Source organism: Paraburkholderia sp. MM5477-R1 (assembly GCF_050436385.1).
GTDB lineage: Bacteria > Pseudomonadota > Gammaproteobacteria > Burkholderiales > Burkholderiaceae > Paraburkholderia > Paraburkholderia tuberum.
This window is the reverse complement of the sequence record NZ_JBNDMC010000002.1, coordinates 1-25,944: the sequence shown is the minus strand read 5'-3', so window position 1 is coordinate 25,944 and position 25,944 is coordinate 1. Positions and strand designations below refer to the sequence as shown.

The 25,944-nt window shown below is 61.4% G+C and carries 15 protein-coding genes, 2 rRNA genes and 3 pseudogenes; 18 read left to right on the top strand and 2 right to left on the bottom strand.

The features are described from left to right. Positions 1 to 79 precede the first annotated feature (79 nt). Both rrf and OKW35_RS03265 read left to right on the top strand, forming a co-directional pair. Positions 80 to 193: ribosomal RNA gene (gene rrf, locus OKW35_RS03270) — 5S ribosomal RNA — on the top strand. 201 nt (positions 194 to 394) lie between these two features. Continuing rightward, a complete protein-coding gene (locus OKW35_RS03265) occupies positions 395 to 1,438 on the top strand; it encodes a transporter (RefSeq protein ID WP_429551244.1) in 1,044 nt (347 codons plus the stop codon). Between the two features lie 133 nt (positions 1,439 to 1,571). Here OKW35_RS03265 and hmpA read toward each other — a convergent pair whose 3' ends face one another. Then, on the bottom strand, positions 1,572 to 2,753 hold the full coding sequence (hmpA, locus tag OKW35_RS03260; protein WP_429551243.1) for an NO-inducible flavohemoprotein: 1,182 nt from the start codon (positions 2,751 to 2,753) through the stop codon (positions 1,572 to 1,574). A gap of 138 nt (positions 2,754 to 2,891) precedes the next feature. On the opposite strand from hmpA, the gene norR reads away from it, so the two are divergent. From norR to OKW35_RS03185, 15 genes and pseudogenes are all read left to right on the top strand, one after another. Beyond that, positions 2,892 to 4,487, top strand: coding sequence for a nitric oxide reductase transcriptional regulator NorR (norR, locus tag OKW35_RS03255; protein WP_429551242.1), 1,596 nt, complete (start codon positions 2,892 to 2,894; stop codon positions 4,485 to 4,487). 218 nt (positions 4,488 to 4,705) lie between these two features. Continuing rightward, complete coding sequence (locus OKW35_RS03250) at positions 4,706 to 5,548, top strand: FAS1-like dehydratase domain-containing protein (protein WP_184068919.1); 843 nt, start codon at positions 4,706 to 4,708, stop codon at positions 5,546 to 5,548. 18 nt (positions 5,549 to 5,566) lie between these two features. Continuing rightward, on the top strand, positions 5,567 to 6,730 hold the full coding sequence (locus OKW35_RS03245) for an acyl-CoA dehydrogenase family protein (protein ID WP_429403785.1): 1,164 nt from the start codon (positions 5,567 to 5,569) through the stop codon (positions 6,728 to 6,730). 16 nt (positions 6,731 to 6,746) lie between these two features. Next, positions 6,747 to 7,925 (top strand): CaiB/BaiF CoA transferase family protein, encoded by a 1,179-nt coding sequence (locus OKW35_RS03240; protein ID WP_429292060.1) that lies wholly within the window; start codon positions 6,747 to 6,749, stop codon positions 7,923 to 7,925. 16 nt (positions 7,926 to 7,941) lie between these two features. Next, positions 7,942 to 9,331: pseudogene (locus tag OKW35_RS03235) on the top strand (MmgE/PrpD family protein). After that, positions 9,328 to 10,146: an HpcH/HpaI aldolase/citrate lyase family protein gene (locus tag OKW35_RS03230; RefSeq protein ID WP_429403782.1), complete on the top strand. Its 819-nt coding sequence runs from the start codon at positions 9,328 to 9,330 to the stop codon at positions 10,144 to 10,146. The pseudogene OKW35_RS03235 and the gene OKW35_RS03230 overlap by 4 nt, the downstream one beginning before the upstream one ends. Before the next feature lie 171 nt (positions 10,147 to 10,317). Beyond that, the gene (locus OKW35_RS03225) at positions 10,318 to 11,937 is read left to right on the top strand and encodes a glycoside hydrolase family 43 protein (RefSeq protein WP_429551241.1); all 1,620 of its coding nucleotides are present in this window, start codon (positions 10,318 to 10,320) and stop codon (positions 11,935 to 11,937) included. Between the two features lie 12 nt (positions 11,938 to 11,949). After that, positions 11,950 to 13,284, top strand: coding sequence for an MFS transporter (locus tag OKW35_RS03220; RefSeq protein ID WP_429551240.1), 1,335 nt, complete (start codon positions 11,950 to 11,952; stop codon positions 13,282 to 13,284). A gap of 52 nt (positions 13,285 to 13,336) precedes the next feature. Then, positions 13,337 to 13,457: pseudogene (locus OKW35_RS03215) on the top strand (LysR family transcriptional regulator); the annotation flags it as partial. Positions 13,458 to 13,709: 252 nt separating this feature from the next. Further along, positions 13,710 to 15,092 (top strand): MFS transporter, encoded by a 1,383-nt coding sequence (locus OKW35_RS03210; protein ID WP_429403780.1) that lies wholly within the window; start codon positions 13,710 to 13,712, stop codon positions 15,090 to 15,092. 114 nt (positions 15,093 to 15,206) lie between these two features. Beyond that, positions 15,207 to 16,118 carry a LysR family transcriptional regulator gene (locus OKW35_RS03205; RefSeq protein WP_187614407.1) on the top strand — a complete coding sequence of 304 codons (912 nt, stop codon included), beginning with the start codon at positions 15,207 to 15,209 and terminating at the stop codon, positions 16,116 to 16,118. A 171-nt stretch (positions 16,119 to 16,289) separates the two neighbouring features. Further along, complete coding sequence (gene amaB, locus OKW35_RS03200) at positions 16,290 to 17,789, top strand: L-piperidine-6-carboxylate dehydrogenase (RefSeq protein WP_429551239.1); 1,500 nt, start codon at positions 16,290 to 16,292, stop codon at positions 17,787 to 17,789. A gap of 156 nt (positions 17,790 to 17,945) precedes the next feature. Further along, entirely contained in the window at positions 17,946 to 19,118 is a 1,173-nt protein-coding gene (locus tag OKW35_RS03195) for an NAD(P)/FAD-dependent oxidoreductase (RefSeq protein WP_184068948.1), read from the top strand. 14 nt (positions 19,119 to 19,132) lie between these two features. After that, a pseudogene (locus tag OKW35_RS03190) lies at positions 19,133 to 19,558 on the top strand (aminotransferase class I/II-fold pyridoxal phosphate-dependent enzyme); the annotation flags it as partial. A gap of 633 nt (positions 19,559 to 20,191) precedes the next feature. Next, a complete protein-coding gene (locus tag OKW35_RS03185; RefSeq protein ID WP_429551238.1) occupies positions 20,192 to 21,295 on the top strand; it encodes a YjgN family protein in 1,104 nt (367 codons plus the stop codon). 329 nt (positions 21,296 to 21,624) lie between these two features. Here the strand turns inward: OKW35_RS03185 and rpoD are convergent, their stop codons facing one another. Further along, a complete protein-coding gene (gene rpoD, locus OKW35_RS03180; RefSeq protein WP_184040465.1) occupies positions 21,625 to 23,619 on the bottom strand; it encodes an RNA polymerase sigma factor RpoD in 1,995 nt (664 codons plus the stop codon). A 721-nt stretch (positions 23,620 to 24,340) separates the two neighbouring features. Between rpoD and OKW35_RS03175 the strand changes: the two genes are divergently transcribed. After that, positions 24,341 to 25,873: ribosomal RNA gene (locus OKW35_RS03175) — 16S ribosomal RNA — on the top strand. The last annotated feature ends 71 nt before the right edge of the window (positions 25,874 to 25,944 follow it).

The following is a 25,944-nucleotide window of genomic DNA, read 5'->3' as shown; positions in this document are numbered from 1 at the left end:
TCGAATCCTTTACGCTTCTTCCCGATTGGCTGTGGCGCAACCGGTTGACTCCAACCCTGCGACGCAGCAACCCGTCATGCCTGATGACCATAGCGAGTCGGCCCCACCCCTTCCCATCCCGAACAGGACCGTGAAACGACTCCACGCCGATGATAGTGCGGATTGCCCGTGTGAAAGTAGGTAATCGTCAGGCTCCCCTCCAGTCAGAAACCCCACCCGCCGCGGTGGGGTTTTTGCGTTTACGCGGCCGTCATCGGCAGAGATGACGTTTCGGAGACAATCCAGCCGCCACAATTCGACAATACGACGCCGGAAAGTGCGCGCGTCAACTCTCTTTCAATTGTTCGCGCTATGCTCACGTATTCCTTTCGGAAGCGCTGGCATCGAACGAGCTATGAAATCAGATCTGGCAATGCAAACCTACGGCGCGGATTCGTCGGGTATGGTCTGCGGTTTCCGGTTTTCGCCGACGCTCGCCGGGCGGCCGATCGACGCGGACGAAGTCATCGACTGGTACCGCGAGCGCGAGGACGATGCCGGCATTAGCGCGACGGACGCTGGCGAGTTTCTATGGCTTCACTTCAATCTCGCGCATAGCGCGAGCGAGCGCTGGATGCGCACGCAACTCGATCTGCCCGAAACCTTTTTCGACGCCTTGCGCGAAGGCTCGCATTCGACGCGGATCGAGCATGCGGACGGCGCACTGCGCGCGGTCGTCAACGACGTCATGTTCAACCTCGAATTCATCTCGTCAGAAATCGCGACGCTGTGGATCTACGCACATAAGCGGCTCATCGTGACGGCGCGGCTGAAGCCGCTGCGCTCGGTCGACCGTTTGCGCGCGTCGGTGCGCGAAGGTGAAATATTCAGGTCACCTGCCGAACTGCTAGTTCATCTGATGCGCGACCAGGCCGACCTGCTCGTGCAGATCGTCCGCCGAACCAGTGCCGACGTCGATCGAATCGAGGATCGCTTTCTGTCGCAACGGCCGACGCAAAACCGCCTGGACCTCGGCGCGATGCGTCGCACGCTGACACGCCTGCAACGCATGCTGGCACCCGAACCGGGCGCGATTTTCCGCTTGCTGGCGAGGCCGCCTCGCTGGCTTCATGCGGAAGACGTGCAAGATCTGCGTGAATCGACGGAGGAGTTCTCGGTCGTGATTTCGGACGTAGCGGGATTGATCGAGCGGGTCAGATTGTTGCAGGAAGAAATCACCTCGCGCCTCGAGGAGCAGAACAACCGGACGCTATTTACGCTGACGCTAGTCACGGTGCTGGTGATGCCGATCAATATCGTCGCCGGTTTCTTCGGCATGAACGTCGGCGGCATTCCGCTCGCCGAGAACAAGCATGGCTTCTGGCTGATGGTGGTGCTGGTCGCCGGCTTTACCGGGCTGACGGGCTGGTGGGCGTTTCGCCGCAGGAGGGAGCGCTAGAAGGCGCGGCAGATTTGGCCCGCTTTTTACGAGGCCAAACCCGCCGGCGTGATCGAAGCCCGAACATGCCCGTCTTCGAATACGCTTCGCAGCGATTCAAAGAGGGCAAGTACCCGTCGATTACTCGAGTGCGTTATTCGAGCGCGGCAGCCGGACCAAAGAACTCATAACGGCTCTGCGATTCCGGCACGCCGATCGCCTTCAGCCCTTTCTTGATCGCCTTCATGAACGCGACGGGCCCGAGGAAATACACGTCGACATCGCGCGTTTCCGGCAACCACTTCTTCAGATTCGCTTCGTCGACGTAACCGTGCGCGTGCGCTTCGGCATCGCCATCACGGCGCTCCTCGTAGCAATAGAAGCGCTTCAGTTGCGGATGGCGTGCGGCCAATGCATCGATTGCGCCGCGGAATGCATGCACGCCGCCATGACGGGCCGCGTGAATGAAATGCACCGTACGATTGGTCTTCAGCGCGGCCTCCAGCATCGCCATCGTCGGCGTAATGCCAACACCGCCGCTGATCAGCACCAACGGCTTGTCGCCAGGTTGCAGCGTAAATTCGCCGGACGGCGCGAACAGATCGAGCGAGTCGTTTTCCTTGATCTGCTCGTGCAGATACTTCGACACGGTGCCATTCGGTTCACGCTTCACGCTGATGCGATATTCGCGGCCATCGCTCATTGCGGACAGCGAATAGTTGCGACGCACTTCTTCGCCGTCGATCATCAGACGCACGCCAATGTACTGACCCGGCTGAAACGCGAGCAATTCGCCGCCGTCATCGGGACGCAGATAGAACGACGTGATCTCGTCGCTTTCACGCATTTTGCGCGCGACGCGGAACCACCGCGTGCCGCGCCAGCCGCCGGGTGCTGCTGCGCTTTCGGCGTAGATCTTCCCTTCGAGGCCGATCAGCAGATCGGCGAGTTGTTGATACGCGGCGGCCCACGCTTCGATCACGGCGTCGGTTGCGACGTCCGCGCCGAGTACTTCGCGAATCGCGCGCAGCAGACACTTGCCGACGATCGGATAGTGCTCAGGCTGCACGTTCAGCGACACGTGCTTGTTGATGATCTGCGCGACGAGCCCGCCCAACTGCTCGAGCTGATCGATATGGCGCGCATACATCAGCACGCCGTTGGCCAACGCGCGCGGTTGCGCGCCGCTTGCCTGATTGGCTTGATTGAACATCGGGCGCACTTCCGGATGCTCGCTGAGCATCAGATTGTAGAAGTGCGTGGTGAGCGCCTCGCCGCCGCTTTCCAGGAGCGGCACGGTTGCTTTGATGATGGCGCGGTGTTCGGCGGATAGCATGTTTTTAAGTCCTGGTGAGAGTCTGGGTGAGCGTCTGTCTATCAGCGAATGTCACAGCCGGTTTCGGCAGACTGCCTCTGCTATCCACGATTCGTGCCAGGTATAAAATGCATTTAGATCAACGATCTGGCAATTAAGATGGTTCATTCGACTCTAGTCGAAAAGACTCAATCCGCAGTCGATCTGACTACAGGGGCGGTCCTCAATGTTCTTACCCCGCTGATTCTCGACCTGTCGCGCGAGCTGTCCGAGCGCGAGCGTTATCGGCGGCTGCTCAGCGCGCTGCGCTCGCTATTTCCGGGCGACGCGGCCGCTCTGCTACGCCTCGAAGGCGATACGCTGGTGCCGCTCGCCATCGACGGCTTGAGCAGCGATACGCTCGGGCGGCGTTTTCGCGTCGCCGAGCATCCGCGCTTTCAGGAGCTGCTGGCCCAGCCGGGGCCGACGCGCTTCGCCGCCGACTCCGATCTGCCCGATCCCTATGATGGCCTCGTGCAAGGCATGGCGCCCGGGCACCTCGAAGTGCACGACTGTCTGGGGTGCCCGCTGTTCATCCGCGGCGAGCCTTGGGGCTTGCTCACGCTCGACGCACTCGACCCGGCGCGCTTCGACACACTCGACATGGCCTCGCTGCAGGCGTTTCTCGGCCTCGCGGCCGCGACCGTGAGCGTCGTCGAACGCATCGACGCGTTGGCGCGCAATGGCGAGGAGGCGCAGCGCCGCGCGGAAGCGTATCGGCTGGCGAGCAGCGAGAGCCGGCGCGAGCTGATCGGCAGCAGCGACGCGCATCGCCGCATGATCAAGGAGATCGAGGTGGTGGCCGCCAGCGATCTGACCGTGCTCGTCACCGGCGAGACCGGCGTCGGCAAGGAACTTGTCGCCAATGCGATCCACGCGCTGTCGCCGCGCGCGAACAAGCCGCTGATCAGCCTGAACTGCGCGGCGTTGCCCGATACGCTCGTCGAGAGCGAACTGTTCGGGCACGTGCGCGGCGCGTTTTCGGGAGCCTCGGCGGATCGACGCGGCAAGTTCGAACTCGCGGACGGCGGCACCATTTTCCTCGACGAAGTCGGTGAGTTGCCCCTCGCGGTGCAGGCAAAGCTGTTGCGCGTGCTGCAGAACGGCCAGTTGCAGCGCATCGGCTCGGACCACGAACACAGAGTCGACGTGCGGCTCATCGCCGCAACCAATCGCGACCTCGCCGAAGAAGTGCGCGCGGGCCGCTTTCGCGCCGACCTCTATCATCGCCTCAGCGTGTATCCGCTGCGCGTGCCGCCGTTGCGCGAGCGTGGCCGCGACGTGCTACTGGTGGCGGGCTTCTTCCTCGAAGACAATCGCTCTCGGCTCGGTTTGCTGAGCCTGCGTCTTGCGGCTGACGCACAGGCCGCATTGCTGCACTACTCATGGCCCGGCAACGTGCGCGAACTGGAGCATCTGATCGGACGCAGTGCGCTGAAGGCGTTGGCGGCCAATCGTGAGCGCCGCCGTATTCTGACGTTGACGGCCGCGGACTTCGCGTTGTCGGACGCACAAGATCATGAAGCCAATCAAATCGCCACGCAGAGCGAGGAAAGCGAGACGAAAGACTTTCGCAGCGCGGTCACCGAGTTCGAACGCAATCTCGTTCTCGAAGCGCTGATCCGCAACAGGCAGAACTGGGCGGCGGTCGCGCGCGAGCTGGGGCTGGACCGGGCGAATCTGAATCGGCTGGCTAAACGGCTCGGGCTCAAATGAGCGAACAGGCGCAGGGGTGCCGTCGCGGCCCGGCACTAAGGTCAAGCCACATCGAATCGCCGATCGCGCCGACAACAGATCGTCAGCGCCGCTCGCTGGGCTCAACGTCTTAACGAAAAACAAAGGCCCGCTTCGGAAAATCGAACTTCGCGGAACGCAGCGCGTCGGTCATAGTGGGCCCTAACGAGGACCAACACACTGAATCTGGAGACTCCGTCATGTCCGCTGCCCCAGAGAAACTCGACGATTGGCTCAACAAGCAGGCGGTGGCCGAAGACGACATCACCGCGTTTCCATTGAAGGCGCTTGCCGCCACGCTCGATCGCGAGGAAAGCGGTAACACCGTGCCGCCATTGTGGCACTGGCTGTACTTTCTGCCGGTCACGCCGCTATCCGAAGTCGGTCCCGACGGACATCCGAAGCGTGGCGGGTTTCTGCCGCCCGTGCCACTGCCGCGCCGCATGTGGGCTGGCGGCCGGCTCACGTTTCATGCGCCGCTGAAGATCGGCGAGCATGCGCGGCGCACGTCGACGATCGCCAATATCGAGGACAAGACCGGCCGCTCGGGCCGCCTCGTGTTCGTCACCGTGCAACATACGATCGAAGTCGATGGCGAGTTGAAGCTCGAAGAGGAGCACGACATCGTCTATCGCGACGCGCCGCAGGAGGGCGCGCGGCCGCAACAGCCGGCGCCCGCGCCCGAAGACGAAACATGGCACCGCACGATCGACGCCGATGCCGTGATGCTGTTGCGCTACTCGGCGCTGACTTTCAACGGCCATCGCATTCACTACGACCATCCTTATGTCACGCAGGTCGAAGGCTATCCGGGCCTCGTCGTGCATGGCCCGCTGATCGCGACGCTGCTGGTCGATCTCGTGCGCCGAGAACTGCCGCAAGCGACGCTGCAAAGCTTCGCGTTTCGCGCGCTTCGCCCCACGTTCGCGGACCAGCCGTTCACGGTATGCGGCAAGCCCGCCGCCGACGGCAAGACCATCGACCTGTGGGCGAAAGATCACGAAGGTTATCTGACCATGCGCGCGACCGCCGCGCTCGCCTGAATTCCGCGAGACTCGACTATGCAAACCACGCAACACGATTCGTTCCAGGACATTCGCGAGGCCGTGCGCGATCTGTGTCAGCAGTTTTCCGGCGAGTACTTTCGCAAGATCGACGAGGCGCGCGGCTATCCGGAAGAGTTCGTCGACGCGCTGACGAAGGCCGGCTGGCTCGCCGCGCTGATTCCGCAGGACTTCGGCGGCTCGGGGCTCGGGCTCACGGAAGCGTCGGTGATCATGGAGGAGATCAATCGCGCGGGCGGCAACTCGGGCGCGTGCCACGGGCAGATGTACAACATGGGCACGCTGCTGCGGCACGGTTCGGAAGAACAGAAGCGCAAGTATCTGCCGAAGATCGCGAACGGCGACCTGCGTTTGCAATCGATGGGCGTGACCGAGCCGACCACCGGCACCGATACGACGAAGATCAAGACGACCGCAGAGCGGCGCGGTGACCGTTACGTGATCAACGGTCAGAAGGTGTGGATCTCGCGCGTGCAACACTCGGACCTGATGATTCTGCTCGCACGCACCACTTCGCTCGCGGACGTGAAGAGGAAATCAGAGGGCATGTCGATCTTCATCGTCGATCTGCGCGAGGCGATCGGTCATGGCCTGACCGTGCAGCCGATTCTGAACATGGTCAATCACGAGACCAACGAGCTCTTTTTCGACAACCTCGAAATTCCGGCCGAGAATCTGATCGGCGAGGAAGGGCAAGGCTTCAAATACATTCTCGATGGCCTGAACGCGGAGCGCACGCTGATCGCCGCGGAATGCATCGGCGACGGTTACTGGTTTGTCGATAAAGTCACCGAATACGCGAAGGAACGCGTCGTGTTCGGCCGGCCGATCGGACAGAACCAGGGCGTGCAGTTTCCGATCGCGCGCTCGTTCATCAACGTCGAGGCAGCGAGCCTGATGCGCTTCGAAGCGGCACGTCGTTTCGACGCACGTCAACCGTGCGGTGCGCAGGCGAATATGGCGAAGCTGCTCGCGGCGGATGCGTCGTGGGAAGCGGCCAATGCGTGCCTGCAATTTCACGGCGGCTTCGGCTTCGCGTGCGAGTACGACGTCGAGCGCAAGTTTCGTGAAACGCGTCTGTATCAAGTCGCGCCGATATCGACCAATCTGATTCTCTCGTACGTGGCCGAGCATATCCTCGGGCTGCCGCGTTCGTTCTGACCCGCTGGCGGACATCATGAGACCACTCGATGGTATCAAGGTCATCACGCTCGAACACGCGATTGCCGCGCCGTTCTGCACGCGTCAACTGGCCGATCTCGGGGCGCGCGTGATCAAGATCGAACGGCCCGGCGTCGGCGATTTCGCGCGCGGCTATGACGAACGTGTGCATGGGCTGTCGTCGCACTTCGTGTGGACCAATCGCTCGAAGGAGAGTCTTTCGCTCGATCTGAAGCAGCCCGCGGCGGCCGAGATTCTCGATGCATTGGTTGCCGATGCCGACGTGCTCGTGCAGAACCTCGCGCCAGGCGCGGCCGAACGGCTTGGCCTCGGCTATGACACATTGAGCCACAAGTATCCGAAGTTGATCGTCTGCGATATTTCCGGCTACGGCGCGGACGGTCCGTATCGCGACAAGAAGGCGTACGACCTGCTGATTCAAAGCGAGTCCGGCTTCCTGTCGATCACCGGTTCGCCCGGCGCGCCAGCGAAAGCGGGCTGTTCGATCGCCGATATCGCGGCGGGCATGTACGCGTATTCGAACATCCTGAGCGCGCTGTTGCAGCGTGGGCGCACAGGGCGCGGTTGCCGCATCGATGTATCGATGCTCGAGAGCATGGTCGAGTGGATGGGTTATCCGCTCTACTACGCGATTGACGGTCAGTCGCAGCCCGCGCTTGCGGGCGCCGCGCATGCAACGATCTATCCTTATGGCCCGTTTCCCGCTGGCGACGGCAAGACGGTCATGCTTGGCCTGCAGAACGAACGCGAATGGAAGCTGTTCTGCGAGCGCGTGCTCGAACAGCCTGAACTGGCAACCGACGAACGCTTTGCATCGAACTCGAAACGCACTGCAGCGCGCGACGCCTTGCGCGAGGTGATCGTCGCGGCGTTCGCGAAGCAGAGCGCGGCCCACGTGATCGATCGACTCGATGAGGCAGGCATCGCGAACGCGCAGATGAATACGCTCGCCGACGTGTGGGCGCATCCGCAACTGAAGGCGCGCGAGCGCTGGCAGGAAGTCGGCACGGCAACGGGGACGATACCCGCATTGCGGCCGCCCGGTCTGCCTTCCGACCTCGAGCCGCGAATGGACCCTGTGCCCACGCTTGGTCAACATACGGAAGCAATTCTGCGTGAGCTTGGCTACGACAATGGGCGTATCGACGCGCTGCGCGCGGCGGGCACGATCTGATTCGGTAACGACCCCCATGAACGACCATCCCAGTCTCACGCTTGCCACTTTCGCCGCGCAACTCGACTTCGACCGCATCCCGCACGAGGTCGTCGAGCGTACCGTCAACCTGTACGTCGATTGGCTCGGCTCGGCGCTGGCCGGCAAGGGTGCGCGCCCGGTCGAGACGATCGCGCGGTTCGCACGCGCGGCAGCCGGGGCGACGAACGAGGGCCTCTGCGAGGTGCTGATCGACCGCGGTCGAACCACGCCGTATTTCGCCGCGATGATCAACGGCGCGGCATCGCATTTCGCCGAACAGGACGATGTGCACAATGGCTCGGTGTTTCATCCGGCGACCGTGGTGTTTCCGGTTGCGCTCGCGTTGGCACAGGCAAAGCGAGCGTCGGGGCGCGACTTCATCGCGGCGGCGGTGGCGGGATACGAGGTCGGCATTCGCATCGGCGAATTTCTCGGGCGCTCGCACTACAAGGTGTTTCACACTACGGGCACGGTCGGCACGGTCGCGGCAGCGGCAAACGGCAGGACGCTTGCTGGGTTTGTTGCCGTCCCAAATGCTCGATGCGTTCGGCTCGGCGGGCACGCAGGCGAGCGGCCTATGGGAATTTCTGCGCGACGCCGCCGACTCGAAGCAACTGCACACCGCGATGGCCGCCGCGAACGGCCTGATGGCCGCGCAACTCGCCGCCGACGGCTTCAAGGGCGCGACGCACATTCTCGAAGGCACCCAGGGCATGGCCGCCGGCATGTCGAGCGACGCCGATCCGGCGCGCCTCGTCGATCGGCTTGGCAGCCGCTGGGCGACCGCGGAGACGTCGTTCAAGTATCACGCGGCGTGCCGCCATACGCATCCGGCCGCCGATGCGCTGCTCGCCGTCGTGCAGACGCATCGTTTCGCGCCGCGCGACATCGCGAAGGTCGTCGCGCACGTGCATCAAGGCGCGATCGATGTGCTCGGTCCCGTGGTCGCGCCGCGCAGCGTACATCAGGCGAAGTTCAACATGGGCACAGTGCTCGGGCTGGTCGCGCATCACGGCTATGCCGGCGTGACCGAATTCGAGCAGGGTTTCGACGCGAGCGAGATCGCCGCGTTTCGCGACAAGGTCACAATGGCGCTCGACGCTGAAGTCGACGCCGCCTATCCCGCACGCTGGATCGGCAAGGTCACGGTGACGACGACCGACGGCCGCGTGTTCGATGGGCGTGTCGATGAGCCGAAGGGCGATCCGGGCAATACCTTGTCGCGCGACGAGATTGCGACGAAGCTGCATCGGCTGGCGGCGTTTTCGGGTGCGGCTAGCGAAGAGGAGGCGGCGCAACTGCTTCGCCGCGCATGGCATATTGCCGAAGAGAAGCAGATTGGCTCGGTATTCGATGCAACTTCGCGCACGATGGTGGCGGCATGAGCGCGTTGCCCCGGTCGTATCTGTTCGTGCCTGGGAATCGGCCTGAGCGGTTTGACAAGGCCTATGCGGCCGGCGCGGATGCGGTGATTCTCGATCTGGAAGACGCGGTGCAGCCGGATCAGAAGGTGCCGGCGCGTGCGGCGGTTGTGGCCGCGGTGTCGGCTAACGCATCGCGGGCCGCCTGGGTGCGTATCAATGGCTCGGATACGCCATGGTTTCCAGATGACGTTGCGGCGCTCGTTGGGCAGACCGGCGTGGCCGGAATCGTGCTGCCGAAGGCTCAGACGCGCGAACAGATCGGCGCGGTGCTGGCCAACGCGCATCCGGCGTTGAGCGTGCTGCCGATTGTCGAGACTGCGCGCGGGTTCGCGAATCTTGCGGAGTTATGCAGCGCGCCGCGCGTGCTGCGTATCGTCTTCGGTACGCTGGATTTTCAGATCGATCTCGGCATCGATGGGGATGGCGAGGAGTTGCATCTGTTTCGCTCGCAGATCGTGCTTGCGTCGAGGCTGGCTGGCATTGGTGCGCCGGTGGATGGCGTGTCGACGACCATTACCGATGCTGACGCGGTGCAAGCTGATGCGCGGCGCGGCCGGCGGTTCGGTTTCGGCGGCAAGCTTTGCATTCATCCGAAGCAGATCGAGCCGGTGCATCGCGCGTATGCATGGAGTGACGCCGACGTGGAGTGGGCGCAACGGGTGCTTGCGGCTGTCGAGGCGAGCCATGGCGCCGCGGTTGCCGTGGATGGGAGGATGGTCGATATGCCGGTGATTCTGCGGGCGCGGAGGGTTGTGGGCGATTCCGAAAGCTTCTGACAATGCGGTTTTCCGTCGCCCCTACCCCCCATCGTCGCACTTGAATAGTTAGCAGGTCACATACTAGATTAAGTTGTTATCGGTAACACATTTCGACGGAAAGTTTCACTGTCGCAACGTTGTCGATAAAGAAGATCTGTTCCTCTCAGCACGTCAAAAAATACCCTCCCGATGAGTACTATTCACAATCCAGTTCTGCGCGGCTTCAACCCGGATCCTTGCGTGTGCCGTGGCAAAGATGCGTGGTATATCGCGGTTTCAACGTTTGAATGGTATCCGGGCGTTCTCATTTACGAATCAAAAGATTTCGTCAACTGGGAACTCAAGGCCACGCCTCTCGACAGACTATCGCAATTGAACCTGATCGGAGAGCAGCCGTCCGCAGGCATATGGGCGCCAGCCCTCTCCTATCACGACGGTCTTTATTGGCTCGTCTATACCGACACCAAGGCATGGAAAGGCGAGCAGAAGATCTCCCCGCTTCGTGACATGCACAACTACCTCGTCACCGCCCCGGACATCACCGGACCCTGGTCGGAGCCCGTGCATCTCGTGTCCGGTGGATACGATCCATCCCTGTTCCACGACGAATCTGGCAAAAAGTGGCTCGCCTATATCCGGCGCGATTTCAGAGGTATCTACGAAGACCTGTTCGTCGGAATCGTTCTGCGGGAATACTCGGTGCAGGAGGAAAAGCTGATCGGCGACGAGCACGTCATCTATAAAGGCGCCAACCTGAAGACCGATTACTTCATGAAATGTCAGATCTACGAGGCTCCGCATTTGCTGAAGAAGGGAGACTGGTACTACCTGATCACAGCGGAGGGGGGCACAGGCTATACACATGCAACGTGTGTATCCAGGTCCCGCGACATTTTCGGTCCATACGAGCTTCATCCTGATACGCCGATGCTCACGTCGCGCGACGCGAATGGACGGATTCAGCGGACCGGCCACGGCAACCTGGTCGAGGGTCCGAACGGCCAGTGGTACATGACGTACCTCGGATCGAGACCTATCGATGCGCACACGAAGCGCTCGCCGCTAGGCCGTGAAACCTGTGTCGCACCTATCGAATGGCATGCCGACTGGCCCCGCCTCGCCAGTGGCGGAGTGGTTCCCGCCGAATCTTTCGCGATCGGCTCGGATATCGAGCAAAGGCTCGACAGCAGTTGGACGATCGATTTCGGACAACATGCCGCGCTGCCCCTGGAACTGCAGAGTCTGCGCATCCCCATCGGCGACGACTGGTGCAATCTTCACGAACGTCCGGGCTATCTGCGGATAAGGGGGCAAGAGTCGCCGACTTCGCGGTTCCATCAAAGCTTGTTGGCCTGTCGCATCCGTGACTGGCAGTTCGAAGTCGAAACCGCGCTGGAATTTTCACCCAAGTCATATCTGCACATGGCTGGGCTCATGGCGCGTTACGACGAGAACACCTTCTACTATCTGTTCGTCACGCGCGACGACGACGGCACAAAAATCCTGTCCTACATGGAAATGGATGCCGGCAGCTTCGCCTACAGCAATCGACTGGCGACGCTGCCCGAGGCCACCGGGATCGACCTGCGGATTCGCGTCGTGGACGCGAAACTGCGCTTCTTCTATCGCTTGACGCACGGTGACTGGAATGACCTTGAACTGGAAAAGGATTTCACGAAACTCAGCGATGAATATGCAACCCCCATCGGCTTCACGGGGGCATTCGCGGGTATCACCGTCAACGACATGCTTGGCTTTCGCGAGCCTGCCGATTTCAAGTCGTTCTCGTACCGCCAACTGATCGGCTAAAGCTCGGATTTCGTGTCATCGCTGTCATTTAATAATAAGGAAGATCTCATGCGCTTTCGTTGGAGACATCGCTACCTCGTGCTGCTTATTTTGTTCGCAATCTATCTGCTCTGTTACATGGACAGAATGATCATGGCAGCGGCTATTCCATTCATTGCGTCCGAGTTTCATCTGTCCGCGATGGAAATGGGTGGAATCCTGAGCGCGTTCTTCTTTAGCTACGCGCTATGTCAGATCCCGGCTGGCCTGCTTGCAGACAGATTCGGTCCGCGGCTGATGACGACGATCGGCATCACCTGGTGGACGATTTTCACCGCGCTTACCGGGCTGTGCAATTCGCTCGGCTTGATGCTGGTGGTGCGGGTCGCGTTCGGCATCGGCGAAGCGCTCTTTCCTCCCGCCGCGTTCAAGGCACTGTCGGCGTGGTTCCCAAAGCGCGAAGTGGGACGGGCAACCGGGCTGATGATGACCACTAATGCGCTGGGACCCGCATTGGCGCCACTGTTCGTGGCGGCCGTGATGGCCGCGTGGGGATGGCGCGCGATTTTCACGAGTCTGTTCATACCCGGTGTCGCGATGGCCGTATTCGGCTGGATCTATATCAGAAACAGCCCGAAAGACAGCAAGCACGTTTCGAAGATCGAATTGGAGGAAATCGGTACCGGCGAAAAGTCTTTGTCTGCCTCTGCCGGCAAAGCGGATTTTGCCGGTTTGGTGAAAACGCCGCTGGTCTGGTGGTGCTTCGTCACCTTGTTCGTTTTCAGCATCGCCTCGTGGGGCATCATGAGCTGGTTCCCGACGTATCTGCTGAAAGCGCGCGGCCTTTCGACGGCCAGAATGGGCATTATGGCGTCGGTGCCATTTCTCGTCGGCACGATTGCCTATTGCATCACGGGCTTTCTTTCCGACAAGTTCTTCCGCAATCGTCGCGAATTGCTTGTCGTCCTCGGCTGCGTCGTGGCCGCCATCTTTGCCTATCTGACGGCCCATGCGGAGACCGTGGAAACGGCGGTGTTCTTTCAGACGATCGGCTACTTCTTCTCAACCATGGCCGGCTGTTCGCTGTACACCATCCCGAACGTCGCGCTGCCGAACAAGGTCGTCGGGTCGGCAATCGGTTTTGTCAATGCGGCGGGTCAGCTGGCAGGATTTCTTTCCCCGCTGATCGTCGGTTACATCCTGACCAGGACGAATGACGACTTCAATGTCGTATTCCACCTCTTCGTCGGCTGCTTCTTGTTGGCTTCGGTTTCCGCCTGGTTCATCAATACGAGGACGGACCTCAGCGACTCTGTCACGCGGAGCGCCGGCGCAGAAGTGCCCGTGCAGAACCGGACAGCGGGATAAACGGCGCGACGGGGCTTGAGCCGGCGATAATTCCGGCTCAGTCACCGGCTTTGGGCAACGACTCGATCAGTTCATGGATGCGCATCCTGAACTCGAAATCGAGTTCATCGCGCGCGACCATTTCGACGATCTCGTTCTCGAGGGCTTTGACCTCGCGCTGCGGTTCGGCGCTGCCGCCTTTCGGGTATGCAAATCGCTTTTTTGCCATTCCCTTAATCAAACCGGAACACTCACCTCCAAAAAGCCCAATTCCCAGCCCACGTCACCTGTCGCACTCTTGAAGCCAACGGCCCTGCACGATCCGACAACGGCCGTTCAGCGCTCTGCCCCGAGCCGCCGCATCGAAGAACGAAGGCGGTCGCGCAGAACTGTTCCGCGCTCGCGCCTCTCGCCCGCGCGCAGCCTAAAAAGACAGGAGACACAATTTGCCAGCCCTCATCAACTCCGGCGCACGCCTCGACCGCCTGCCGATCACCCGCTTCCACTGGAACATCCTCGGCCTGATCGGCGCGGGTGCTTTCCTCGACGCCTTCGACATCTATCTCGCCAACGGCGTGCTCGCGGCGATGGTCAAAACCGGCTTCACCGATCTCCGCCTCGGCTCGTTCTTCATCTCCGCGACCTTCATGGGCATGATGATCGGCGCGGGGCTGGCAGGCTATCTCGGCGACCGCTTCGGTCGACGCTATTCGTATCAGGCCAATCTCGCGATCTTCGGCATCGCATCGCTCGCCGCCTGCTTCGCGCCGAACATCTACTGGCTGATCCTGCTGCGCTTCGTCATGGGCATTGGCCTTGGCGCCGAACTCGTGGTCGCGGCCGGCACGCTGTGCGAGTTCGTGCCACCCGCCACACGCGGCCGCTGGACCGCGCTGCTCGCGCTGATCGTCAACTCCGGTCTGCTCGGCGCGACCGCAGTCGGCTATTGGGTAATTCCACATCTCGGCTGGCGCTACATGTTCGCGATCGCGGGGGTTGGCGCGATGGTCGTGTGGTTCCTGCGGCATCGGATGCCGGAGTCGCCGCGCTGGCTCGAAACGGTCGGCCGGCTCGAAGAGGCGGAGGCCACCGTCTCGGCAATCGAGCGACAGGTCGAGGCGCGTGTCGGCAAGCTGCCGCCGGTTTCGCGGGTGGTCAGTCACGAGGTGCCGGCCGCGCCGTTCTCGGCGCTGTTCGCGCGCGGCATGATCGGCCGCACGCTGGTCGCCGCGCTGACCTGCATGGCGATCAACATGTCGCTGTACGGTTTCGTCGCGTGGCTGCCGACGTTCTTCGTCAAGGAAGGCCTGACCATCGTGCAGTCGCTCGGCTTCGTGCTGCTGATGTCGTTCGGTGCGCCGGCCGGCGCTGTCGTCGCTTATCTCGTGACGGACCGCCTGGGGCGACGCAACGGCATCGTGCTGTTCTCGCTTGCAACGATCGTGCTCGGCTTCGTCTACGTGCAGATGCGCGCGCCAGTGCCGATCGCGGTCGTCGGTTTCGCGCTCGTCACGACGATCTACACGGTGTGCACGCTCGGCCTGTTCGGCTATATCCCCGAGCTGTTTCCGACCGCGCATCGCTTGCGCGGCACCGGCGTGGCCGGCACGTGCGGCCGCGCGGCGTCGATGTCGACACCCTACGTCGCGCTGCTGCTCTACACGGAGTTCGGCGTGACGGGTGTGCTGACGATGGTCGGTGGCGTGCTGTTGCTGCTGAGTATCGCGATTCTCGCGCTGCGCATCGAAACGAGTCAGCAGACGCTCGAAGAGATTTCGCCCGATGCCGAGCTGATACCGCAAGCGGAGATGATGCGAGAGTCGGCTTAAGCCGTGCGCGCATCAAGGTGATCTGTCGATTCGGATCTTTCCCCGGCTAAATTTTCACTTCATCCGGTTAAGATGAAAGTTTGCTTTGCGCATGCTTCGCTAGCAGCTTTCATCATGCACTTCGATTTCGTCGATTTACGCCTGCTCCTGCATATCGCCGACACGCGCAACCTCGCGCGTGCGGCGGAGCGTTCGCACCTGTCGGCGCCGGCCGCCAGCAACCGGGTCAAGAATCTCGAGGAGCAGCTCGGCATCAAGCTGCTCTATCGAACCAGCCAGGGCGTGACGCCGACACCCGCGGGCGAAGCCTTCGTGCATCACGCGCGGCTCGTGCTCGAACGCGTCGAGCATCTGGCTGGCGACATGCAGGAGTATGGCGAGGGCATCAAGGGCCACGTGCGCATCTGGGCCAACACGACCGCGATCAGCGAGTTTCTGCCGGCCGTGCTGAGCCGTTTCCTGCGCGATCACCCGGACGTGAACATCGATCTGCGCGAAGTGCTGAGCGGCGAGATCGTCAAGGGCGTCGCCGACAGCGCGACCGATATCGGGATCGTCGCGGGCAATGTGCATGCCGAGCATCTGCAGATGCTGCCATATCGCGACGATCGTCTCGTGCTGGTTACGTCGTGCGAGCATCCGTTCGCGAGACAAGCGTCGGTCGATTTTTCGCAGGTGCTGAACGCGAACTTCGTGAGCCTGCCGACGTCGAGCGCGATTCACGCGTTCATCACGAGTGCCGCCGATGCGCTCGGCGCGCGTCTCAAACTTCGCATCCAGGTCGGCAACTTCGAGGCCGCGTGCCGGATGATCGAGGCGGGTGTCGGAATCGGCATCGTGCCGGAGTCGGTCGCGCTGCGGCACAGAAAGACGATGCAGATCGCGATCGTCGGCCTGAACGATCCGTGGGCCGTGCGCAAGCTGAAGATCTGCGTGCGCAGTCTGAAGGACTTGCCGCCGTTCGCGCGTGTGCTGGTCGACCGGTTGATGGCGGTGCTGGAGGAGAATGGCGGGCCAGATGCTTGACGCGCCGGCGTGACACCCGCCCGAAGTCTGACGAAGTTTCCTTCTGGAAACATCGCCCCCCTTTTGTCAACCGGTATTTCACTCCCCAAGCATCTTCTTGCCGCCACAAAAACCCGCGTGTATAGTTTCCGAACTTACTCTTGTTTCGTATCGGAAATTAAAGGGGTTCACATGGACGCGTCCACTATCCTCGCGGATCTCGGCATTGCCCAAGCCGCGCAAGCCGGCGATATCGCCGTTCATTCGCCGATCACCGGCGAGCTCATCGGCCGTGTGGCCAGCCAGACGGCGGTCGAGGTCGACGCGGCGCTCGCCCGGGCCAAAGACGCGTTTTCCGTGTGGCGTAACGTGCCGGCGCCGCGCCGCGGCGAGCTGGTGCGGCTGCTCGGCAATCGGCTGCGCGAACAGAAGCAGGCGCTCGGCAGCCTCGTCTCGCTGGAGACGGGCAAGATCCTGCAGGAAGGCATGGGCGAAGTGCAGGAAATGATCGACATCTGCGATTTCGCGGTCGGTCTGTCGCGTCAGCTGTACGGTTTGACGATCGCGTCCGAACGCCCGGGTCATCGGATGGCGGAGTCGTGGCATCCGCTCGGCACCTGCGTCGTGATCTCGGCGTTCAATTTCCCGGTGGCGGTCTGGTCATGGAATGCGGCGCTCGCGCTGGTGTGCGGCAACGCGGTGATCTGGAAGCCGTCGGAAAAGACGCCGCTCTCGGCGCTGGCCGTGAACAGGATTCTCGAAGACGCGCTGAAGGAATTCGGCGACGCGCCAGCCGGCCTGGCCGCATTGATCAACGGCGGGCGCGACGTGGGCGAAAAGCTCGTGGCCGATCCGCGCGCGTCGATCGTCAGCGCGACAGGCAGCACGGAAATGGGTCGCAAGGTTGGTGTCGAAGTGGCGAAGCGCTTCGGCCGCTCGCTGCTCGAACTCGGTGGCAACAACGCCGGCATCGTCACGCAGACGGCCGACCATGAACTCGCGATGCGCGGCATCCTGTTCTCGGCGGTCGGTACGGCCGGTCAGCGCTGCACGTCGCTGCGGCGTCTGTTCGTGCACGACAGCGTGTACGAGAAGACCGTCGAGCGTCTGAAGCAGCTGTATAGGCGCGTGCCGATCGGCAATCCGCTCGACAAGGGCACGCTGATGGGGCCGCTGATCGACCGTCAATCGTTCGACCGTATGCAGGAAGCGCTGCAGCAGGCGAAGGCCGAGGGCGGCAACGTGTTCGGCGGCGAGCGAGTCGAAGTGAAGGGTTATGAGGGCGGCTACTACGTGCGTCCGGCCATCGTCGAGATGCCGTCGCAAACGTCGGTCGTGCTGAAGGAAACGTTCGCGCCAATTCTGTACGTGCTGCGCTATGCCGATTTCGCCGATGCGGTCGAGGCGAACAATGCAGCGCATCACGGCTTGTCGTCGTGCGTGTTCACGAGCGACCTGCGCGAAGCGGAGCGCTTCCTGTCCGCGTCGGGCAGCGACTGCGGCATCGCGAACGTCAACATCGGACCGAGCGGCGCGGAGATCGGCGGTGCGTTTGGCGGCGAAAAGGAAACGGGCGGCGGGCGCGAGTCGGGTTCGGATGCATGGAAGGCGTATATGCGTCGCGCGACCAATACCGTGAACTACTCGTCGGCGTTGCCGCTTGCGCAGGGTATCGACTTCAATCTCGACTGAGCGCGCAAGTGTGACGTCGTAAACGTTGGCGGCGCATCGCGTTGATGCCGGTGCGCCGCCGTCGCCGTCCGGCGCGCCACAGCCGCGCGTTCCAGATAGCAATCCGTTTGCGCCGCCCGGCGTTCCGGAGCGGCCACGTTACTCGTGGAGTAAGACGTGAGTTCGAAAGTCGTGATCGTCGGCGGTGGGGTGATCGGCAGTTCGATTGCGTATTTCTTGCGGCTGTCCGATCCGACAGTCGGCGTCACGGTAATCGAGCGCGACCCGACCTATGCGCGTTCGTCGTCGGCCTTGTCGGCGGCGTCGATCCGGCAGCAGTTTTCTACGCCGCTTTCCATTCAGATGTCGCTGTTCGGCATCGAATTTCTTCGCTCGATCGGCGAGCGGCTCGAAGTCGACGGCACCCGGCCCTCGATCGATCTGCACGAAGGCGGCTACCTGTTTCTCGCGACACCTGCCGGTGAAGCGACGCTGCGCGAGAATCACGCGCTGCAAAAAAGCCTCGGCGCAGATATCAGCCTGCTCGACACGCATGGCTTGCAAACGCGCTTCCCTTGGCTCAATACCGACGACCTCGTTGCCGGCGCTTATGGCGAAAGCGGCGAGGGCTGGTTCGACGGCTACGGTTTAGTACAGGCGCTGCGCAAGAAAGCGCAGGCGCTCGGCGCGCGCTATGTCGCGGCAGACGTCACCGCGCTGCATCGCGAGGGCAATCGCGTCACGCAGGTACAAACCGCGGACGGTGAGACCTATGCTTGCGACGTTGTCGTCAACGCGGCCGGCGCATGGTCGCGCAAGGTCGCACAGATGGTCGGCATCGATCTGCCCGTCTATGCGCGGCGGCGCAGTATCTTCAACGTCACGTCGCCGGCAAAGCTTGAACGCTGTCCGCTGCTGATCGATCCGAGCGGCGTGTACTTCCGGCCTGAAGGCAATTCGTATATCTGCGGCACGTCGCCGTCGGCCGATAACGATCCCGACGATCTACCGCTCGATGAAGTCGATCACGTGCTATTCGACGACGTGATCTGGCCGACGCTCGCCAATCGCGTGCCGCAATTCGAGGCGCTGCGCGTGCAGAACTGCTGGTCCGGCTATTACGAATACAACGTGCTCGATCAGAACGCGATCATTGGCCATCACCCGGATATCGATAACTGCATTTTCGCGAACGGCTTCAGCGGCCACGGTTTGCAGCAAGGGCCGGCAACCGGACGCGGCATCAGCGAATTGATTCTGCATGGCCGCTATGCGACGCTCGATCTCAGTTCACTAAGCTTTACGCGCGTGCTCGAAAACCGGCCGATCATCGAAAAGAACGTGGTGTAGCGCCTTATATGGCTCGATGCGCAGTCGCCAAGCAGACCGTCGATCTATGCAGCGCGCCCTGGACCCAGGCGATTGCCGCCGAGTACCTCGCGAGCGGCGGGTTGGAGCGGCATCTGCCGCGCATTGTCGATGCGTATTCTGTCAAATGCCGCGCGCTATGCGATGCGCTCGACACGCATCTCGCGCGGCACATCGCATTTCATCGTCCGGCCGGCGGCATGTTCGTGTGGGCGCGTCTGAACGCGGCACGCGATGCGTCCGACTATCTGCGCGTGTGCATCGAACAGAACGTGATGTTCGTGCCGGGTGTCGCGTTTTACAAGGACGCGGCCGATAGTGCTGCGCTGCGCCTGTCGTTTGCCGCGCCGGGTGTGGAGGAGATTGAAACCGGCGTGCACCGAATGAACCGCGCGCTCGAGCAGTACTGCGACGAGCAATAAAATCCTGATTGCATCAACACAATCAGTGGAATGCGGCAGATTACCCGGCGAGCATCTAATGTGCAGCCGGGTTTGTTTATCGAAATGCCAACAATTGTGGCGATTTAACAGAATTCACCGCATTCCTTATTAATCGCGAATCGCGAATCGCGTTGAGTTCGAATACGCAATCGTTTTCGTCCGCGCGTGCCTTCTATGAGAGCGACCGTGGCAAGCCGCAGATGAGGCCGCCCGGGATTGCCACGTCGAACGGCGCATACGCGCGAGTGGCCCCTCAAATGATTGCCCCCAATGAAATCGTTATTGCACGCCTTAATTTCAAGATTATGCAATTCGAATAAATTCGGGCGTTGCCAAATCTTGTAATGGAAGTTGTCGATTTATATGCGGAAATGCCATTTATAAAGATAAGAAACCATGTAATTATCGTGCTTGCCGGCCGGCTTCCGTTTTGCGTGATTCCCGGAATGTCTGAAAGACAGGTTTTACACGGGTTCGCGCCACACGGGTCGGCCTTCGCACGGGAAAGCATCGTCGCCCGTCGCGTTCGCCCATGCATGCCGCATATGAGTGCCGCACGAGAATGCGTGAGTGGGCCACAAAAACGTTAAATGAGGAAAAGGGGGCAACGCAATGAATTCACTCGACGAGAAGCGGCCGCTGCTGATCTACGACGGCACGCTTGGCGACCTCTACGGCATCTTTTTCAGAAACCTTGTGCTGCAAATCGTGACGCTCGGTATTTACCGCTTCTGGGCGACCACGAACAACCGCCGATATGTCTGGTCGCGCATGCGGTTTCAGGACGAGCGCTTCGAGTACACGGGCACCGGGGGCGAGCTATTCAAGGGCTTTCTGTTCGCGATCGTGGTCGTGTTCAGCGCGGTGGTCGCGGCTGGCGCGCTAAGCGTGGTCTTGCGCATGCTGACGAAAAGCGCGGCACTCGGTTGGCTGCCTGTCATCGCGTTGTATCTGCTGATCGTCGTGCTCGCGGCGGGTGCCTTTTTCGGCGCGCAGCGCTATCGGCTGAGCCGGACGCAGTGGTGCGGTATTCGCGGCGGCATGACCGGCTCGGCGCTCGGCTTCGGCGTGCGCGCGTTGCTGTACGCGCTGTTGTGCGTTGTCACGCTTGGCCAGATGACGCCGTGGACATCAATGCGTCTAATGGAGTGCCGCATCAACGCGAGCAGCTTCGGTAGCCTGGCGTTTCGCTTCAATGGGCGCGCGTGGGTCGTCTACGGTCTGTTCCTCGTTACGTTCGTCGGCGTGGTCGTGTTGTTCGCGGTGCTGTTCATGGTGTTTCTGAAGGGCGCTCTCGCATCGATGCATGTCGGCCAGGTGCCGGGGGCGAGTACGGCGCCGTCGCGGGCCGCGCTCGGATCGCTGTTTTTGTTTTATGCGCTGTTCTCCATCGGCACGATGCTGATCCGCGGCTTCTATGTCGCCGCGCTGACGCGCCACGTGATGGGCAATACGTCGCTCGGCTCGCAATTGCATTTCGGCAGTAACGTCAGCGTGGCGCGTCTGCTCAGTTTGCAGTGCGGCAACCTTGCGATCATCGTGTTTACGCTCGGCCTTGGGGCGCCAATCGTGCTGCATCGGCTGATGCGGTTTGCCGTCGACACGCTGCAGGTTTCCGGCTACCTCGATCCGCATATGCTGGGGCAAAGCACCGTGGCGGCGCCGCTGACTGGCGAGGGCATGCTGAATCTGCTCGATCATGGTGGCGCCTTCTGAGATTGGACTCGCGTTGAGAGCGCGGCAATGGGCGGGGGGCGCACGATGTGCGGCAAGTAATGGGACACGCGACTCATCTCAGGCGCGAGCGCGAAACGCAGTACGCTCAATGAGTTAGCGCAGTCATGCGCAGGTTGTCCACAAGCTTGTTCCCAAAATCTGTGGACAACAGGGGGAAGCGAAGCGGAGAATTCGCACCTGAAGAATTGTGGAAAGGTACAGCACAAAAGCAAACAGCGGGACTCACCGTCGACCGGTTCATCCCGCTGCTTGTGAATGACGATGTGGGCGGCTTGCCGTGCAGCGCGCACTGCAAGCGTGGCAAACGCTTATCGGTCGAGGAACGACTTCAGACGGTCCGCGCGGCTCGGATGCATGAGCTTGCGCATCGCCTTGCTCTCGATCTGACGGATCCGCTCGCGGGTCACGTCGAACTGCTTGCCCACTTCTTCAAGCGTGTGATCCGACTTCGTGTTGATGCCGTAGCGCATGCGCAGCACCTTCGCTTCGCGCGGGGACAGCGAGTCGAGCGCGTCGTCGATCGCGGCACGCAGGTCGGCCTGCATCGCGGCATCCGCCGGCGACGATACGCCAGCGTCTTCGATCATGTCGCCCAGCGTCGCATCGCCGTCGTCGCCGACCGGCGTTTCGAGCGATACGGGTTGCTTCGCGATCTTCAGAATGCCGCGCACCTTCTCTTCCGATAGTTCCATGCGTTCCGCGAGCACCGCAGGATGCGCTTCCTGGCCGGTCTGCTGCAGGATCTCGCGCGAAATGCGGTTCAGCTTGTTGATCGTTTCGATCATGTGCACCGGCACGCGGATCGTGCGCGCCTGATCGGCGAGCGAACGAGTGACGGCCTGACGGACCCACCACGTCGCGTACGTCGAAAACTTCCAGCCACGACGGTATTCGAACTTGTCCACGGCCTTCATCAGACCGATGTTGCCTTCCTGGATCAGGTCGAGGAACAGCATGCCGCGGTTCACGTACTTCTTCGCGATCGAGATCACGAGACGCAGGTTCGCCTCGATCATCTCGCTCTTGGCCTTGCGCATCTTCGATTCGGCCGCGACCATCTGGCGGTTGATTTCTTTCAGATGCTTGAGCGGCAGCGATACCGTCGCTTCGATGTCGATGAGCTTCTGCTGTTCGGACTGGATGGCCGGCAGGTGACGCTCGAGCGCCGCACCATAGGTCGACGCGCCGGTGCGCGCGGCACGCTCGGTCCAGCCGAGGTCGGCCTCGCTACCCGCGAACGTTTCGATGAACTTCTCGCGCGGCATGCCGGCCTTCGAGACGACGATCTGCAAAATGTTGCGCTCGATCGCGCGCACTTGCGCGACCTGGCGCTGCACGTCGCCGCACAGACGGTCGATCGTGCGTGCGGTGAAGCGGATCTTCGCGAGGTGCTGCTGAATGTCTTCGCGTGCGCGCAGATAGGCCTTCGACGTGACGTCGCCGCGCGCGTGCGACGCGTTCATCTGGTCGTACAGAATGCCGACCTGGGCGAAGATTTCGAGGCAGTCGCTCGTGAGCTGCTTCAGGCGAGCTTCGTCCGCCGCCGACGAATCTTCCGGACCGACGTCGTCGTCTTCTTCGTCTTCGCTGTCTTCGTCGGCGTCGCTGTCTTCATCGGCATCCGTGTCGGCGCTCGCGACTTCTTCCGCGGCGGCCGTCTCTTCATTCAGGCCGTCGACGAGTTCGTCGATGCGCAGCTCGCCGTCGACAACCTGCTGCGCGCTCGCGAGGATCGCGGAGATCGCGAGCGGGCACGCGGCGATCGCTTGCACCATTTCGTGCAGGCCGTCTTCGATGCGCTTCGCAATCGCGATTTCGCCTGCGCGGGTGAGCAGCTCGGTCGCGCCCATTTCGCGCATGTACATACGCACGGGGTCGGTGGTGCGGCCGAACTCGGAGTCGACGGTCGACAGCGCGACTTCGGTTTCCTCGTCCGCCTGGTCGTCCGACACCACGGCGGGGGAATTCGAGTTGAGCAGCAGCGTTTCCGCGTCCGGGGCCTGCTCGTAGACCTGCACGCCCATGTCGCTGAACGCGCTGACGATGCTGTCGATCGCGGCGGTTGCGGTGAAGTTGTCGGGCAGGTGGTCGTTGATCTGCGCATGGGTCAGGTAGCCTTGCTCTTTACCCAGCTGGATCAGTGCGCGCATCAGGCGCTGGCGTTCTTCGGCTTGTTGCGGCAGCAGCTCGGCTGCCACGGGAATCGCTTTGCCGGCGCCCTTGCCTTTGGCCGAACGGCCGGACGGAACTTTGGCAGTGAAGGCGGTGTCGTGTTGCGAATCTTCGCGATCGAAAGGGTTCACGTAATTTCCTCTAGAGGCTTCGCTATGAGACGCAAGACGCTACCGTCAGGCGTTTCGAGCAGGGCTCAGCATCACCTGATGTGACTCAACGCGGTTGTTGGGCTGTGCTCTGGGGAGCAAAAAAGATGAGCCCGCTCGAAGCGGGCCGATGGACATGCGAAATTTTGCGCGGCTCGCATTATATACGAGCTTGGGGGTTCGCGCTCATGGGTGCACATCAAATCATCGTCGCTGTTGTCGCAGGCATTGCGTGAGGCTACGCAGGTGCATAGTCCGTGGCCATGCGCGCGGCCTAACCTAGATAGGGGCGAGTTGCTCCTTGCGCAAGGGGGCTCGATGTCGTTTTCCTGTATATGGAGTCGTATCCTCGCATGCTGTCCCCAAAAGAAATTCGCAGAAGGGTATTGACGTGTTGTTGACCGCTCTCCATAATCTCGCTTCTCTGCTGCAGACGCAGCGACGCAAACGAAGCAGTGCCGGGTAGTGGTGGTTCAGGCGCGGCGGGTTTGGCGGACCGATCTTTAAAAACTAACAGTCGATAAGTGTGGGCGCTTGATGCGGGATGCGGCGGCGGATTCTCCGGAGTCTGCTGTCAGGCAGAAGTATCAGAAGCCTCACACAGTATTGGAGGAAGGTTTGTCTGTCGAAAGACGGATCAATCATCGTCAGTACGTTGAGTGAGCGACCGGGTTCGAGAGAGCCCGAACACAGTAACAGGTTTGAACTGAAGAGTTTGATCCTGGCTCAGATTGAACGCTGGCGGCATGCCTTACACATGCAAGTCGAACGGCAGCACGGACTTCGGTCTGGTGGCGAGTGGCGAACGGGTGAGTAATACATCGGAACGTGTCCTGGAGTGGGGGATAGCCCGGCGAAAGCCGGATTAATACCGCATACGCTCGGGAGAGGAAAGCGGGGGATCTTTCGGGACCTCGCGCTGCAGGGGCGGCCGATGGCAGATTAGGTAGTTGGTGGGGTAAAGGCCTACCAAGCCGACGATCTGTAGCTGGTCTGAGAGGACGACCAGCCACACTGGGACTGAGACACGGCCCAGACTCCTACGGGAGGCAGCAGTGGGGAATTTTGGACAATGGGCGCAAGCCTGATCCAGCAATGCCGCGTGTGTGAAGAAGGCCTTCGGGTTGTAAAGCACTTTTGTCCGGAAAGAAAACCTCGTGGCTAATATCCGTGAGGGATGACGGTACCGGAAGAATAAGCACCGGCTAACTACGTGCCAGCAGCCGCGGTAATACGTAGGGTGCGAGCGTTAATCGGAATTACTGGGCGTAAAGCGTGCGCAGGCGGTGCTGTAAGACCGATGTGAAATCCCCGGGCTTAACCTGGGAACTGCATTGGTGACTGCAGCGCTGGAGTATGGCAGAGGGGGGTGGAATTCCACGTGTAGCAGTGAAATGCGTAGAGATGTGGAGGAACACCGATGGCGAAGGCAGCCCCCTGGGCCAATACTGACGCTCATGCACGAAAGCGTGGGGAGCAAACAGGATTAGATACCCTGGTAGTCCACGCCCTAAACGATGTCAACTGGTTGTCGGGCCTTCATTGGCTTGGTAACGTAGCTAACGCGTGAAGTTGACCGCCTGGGGAGTACGGTCGCAAGATTAAAACTCAAAGGAATTGACGGGGACCCGCACAAGCGGTGGATGATGTGGATTAATTCGATGCAACGCGAAAAACCTTACCTACCCTTGACATGTATGGAATCCTGCCGAGAGGCGGGAGTGCCCGAAAGGGAGCCATAACACAGGTGCTGCATGGCTGTCGTCAGCTCGTGTCGTGAGATGTTGGGTTAAGTCCCGCAACGAGCGCAACCCTTGTCCCTAGTTGCTACGCAAGAGCACTCCAGGGAGACTGCCGGTGACAAACCGGAGGAAGGTGGGGATGACGTCAAGTCCTCATGGCCCTTATGGGTAGGGCTTCACACGTCATACAATGGTCGGAACAGAGGGTTGCCAAGCCGCGAGGTGGAGCCAATCCCAGAAAACCGATCGTAGTCCGGATCGCACTCTGCAACTCGGGTGCGTGAAGCTGGAATCGCTAGTAATCGCGGATCAGCATGCCGCGGTGAATACGTTCCCGGGTCTTGTACACACCGCCCGTCACACCATGGGAGTGGGTTTTACCAGAAGTGGCTAGTCTAACCGCAAGGAGGACGGTCACCACGGTAGGATTCATGACTGGGGTGAAGTCGTAACAAGGTAGCCGTATCGGAAGGTGCGGCTGGATCACCTCCTTTCCAGAGCTGTGCATTCCCTGCACTCAAGTGCTCACGCTTATCGGCTGTGGTTAGAAGCAACGCAGACAGGC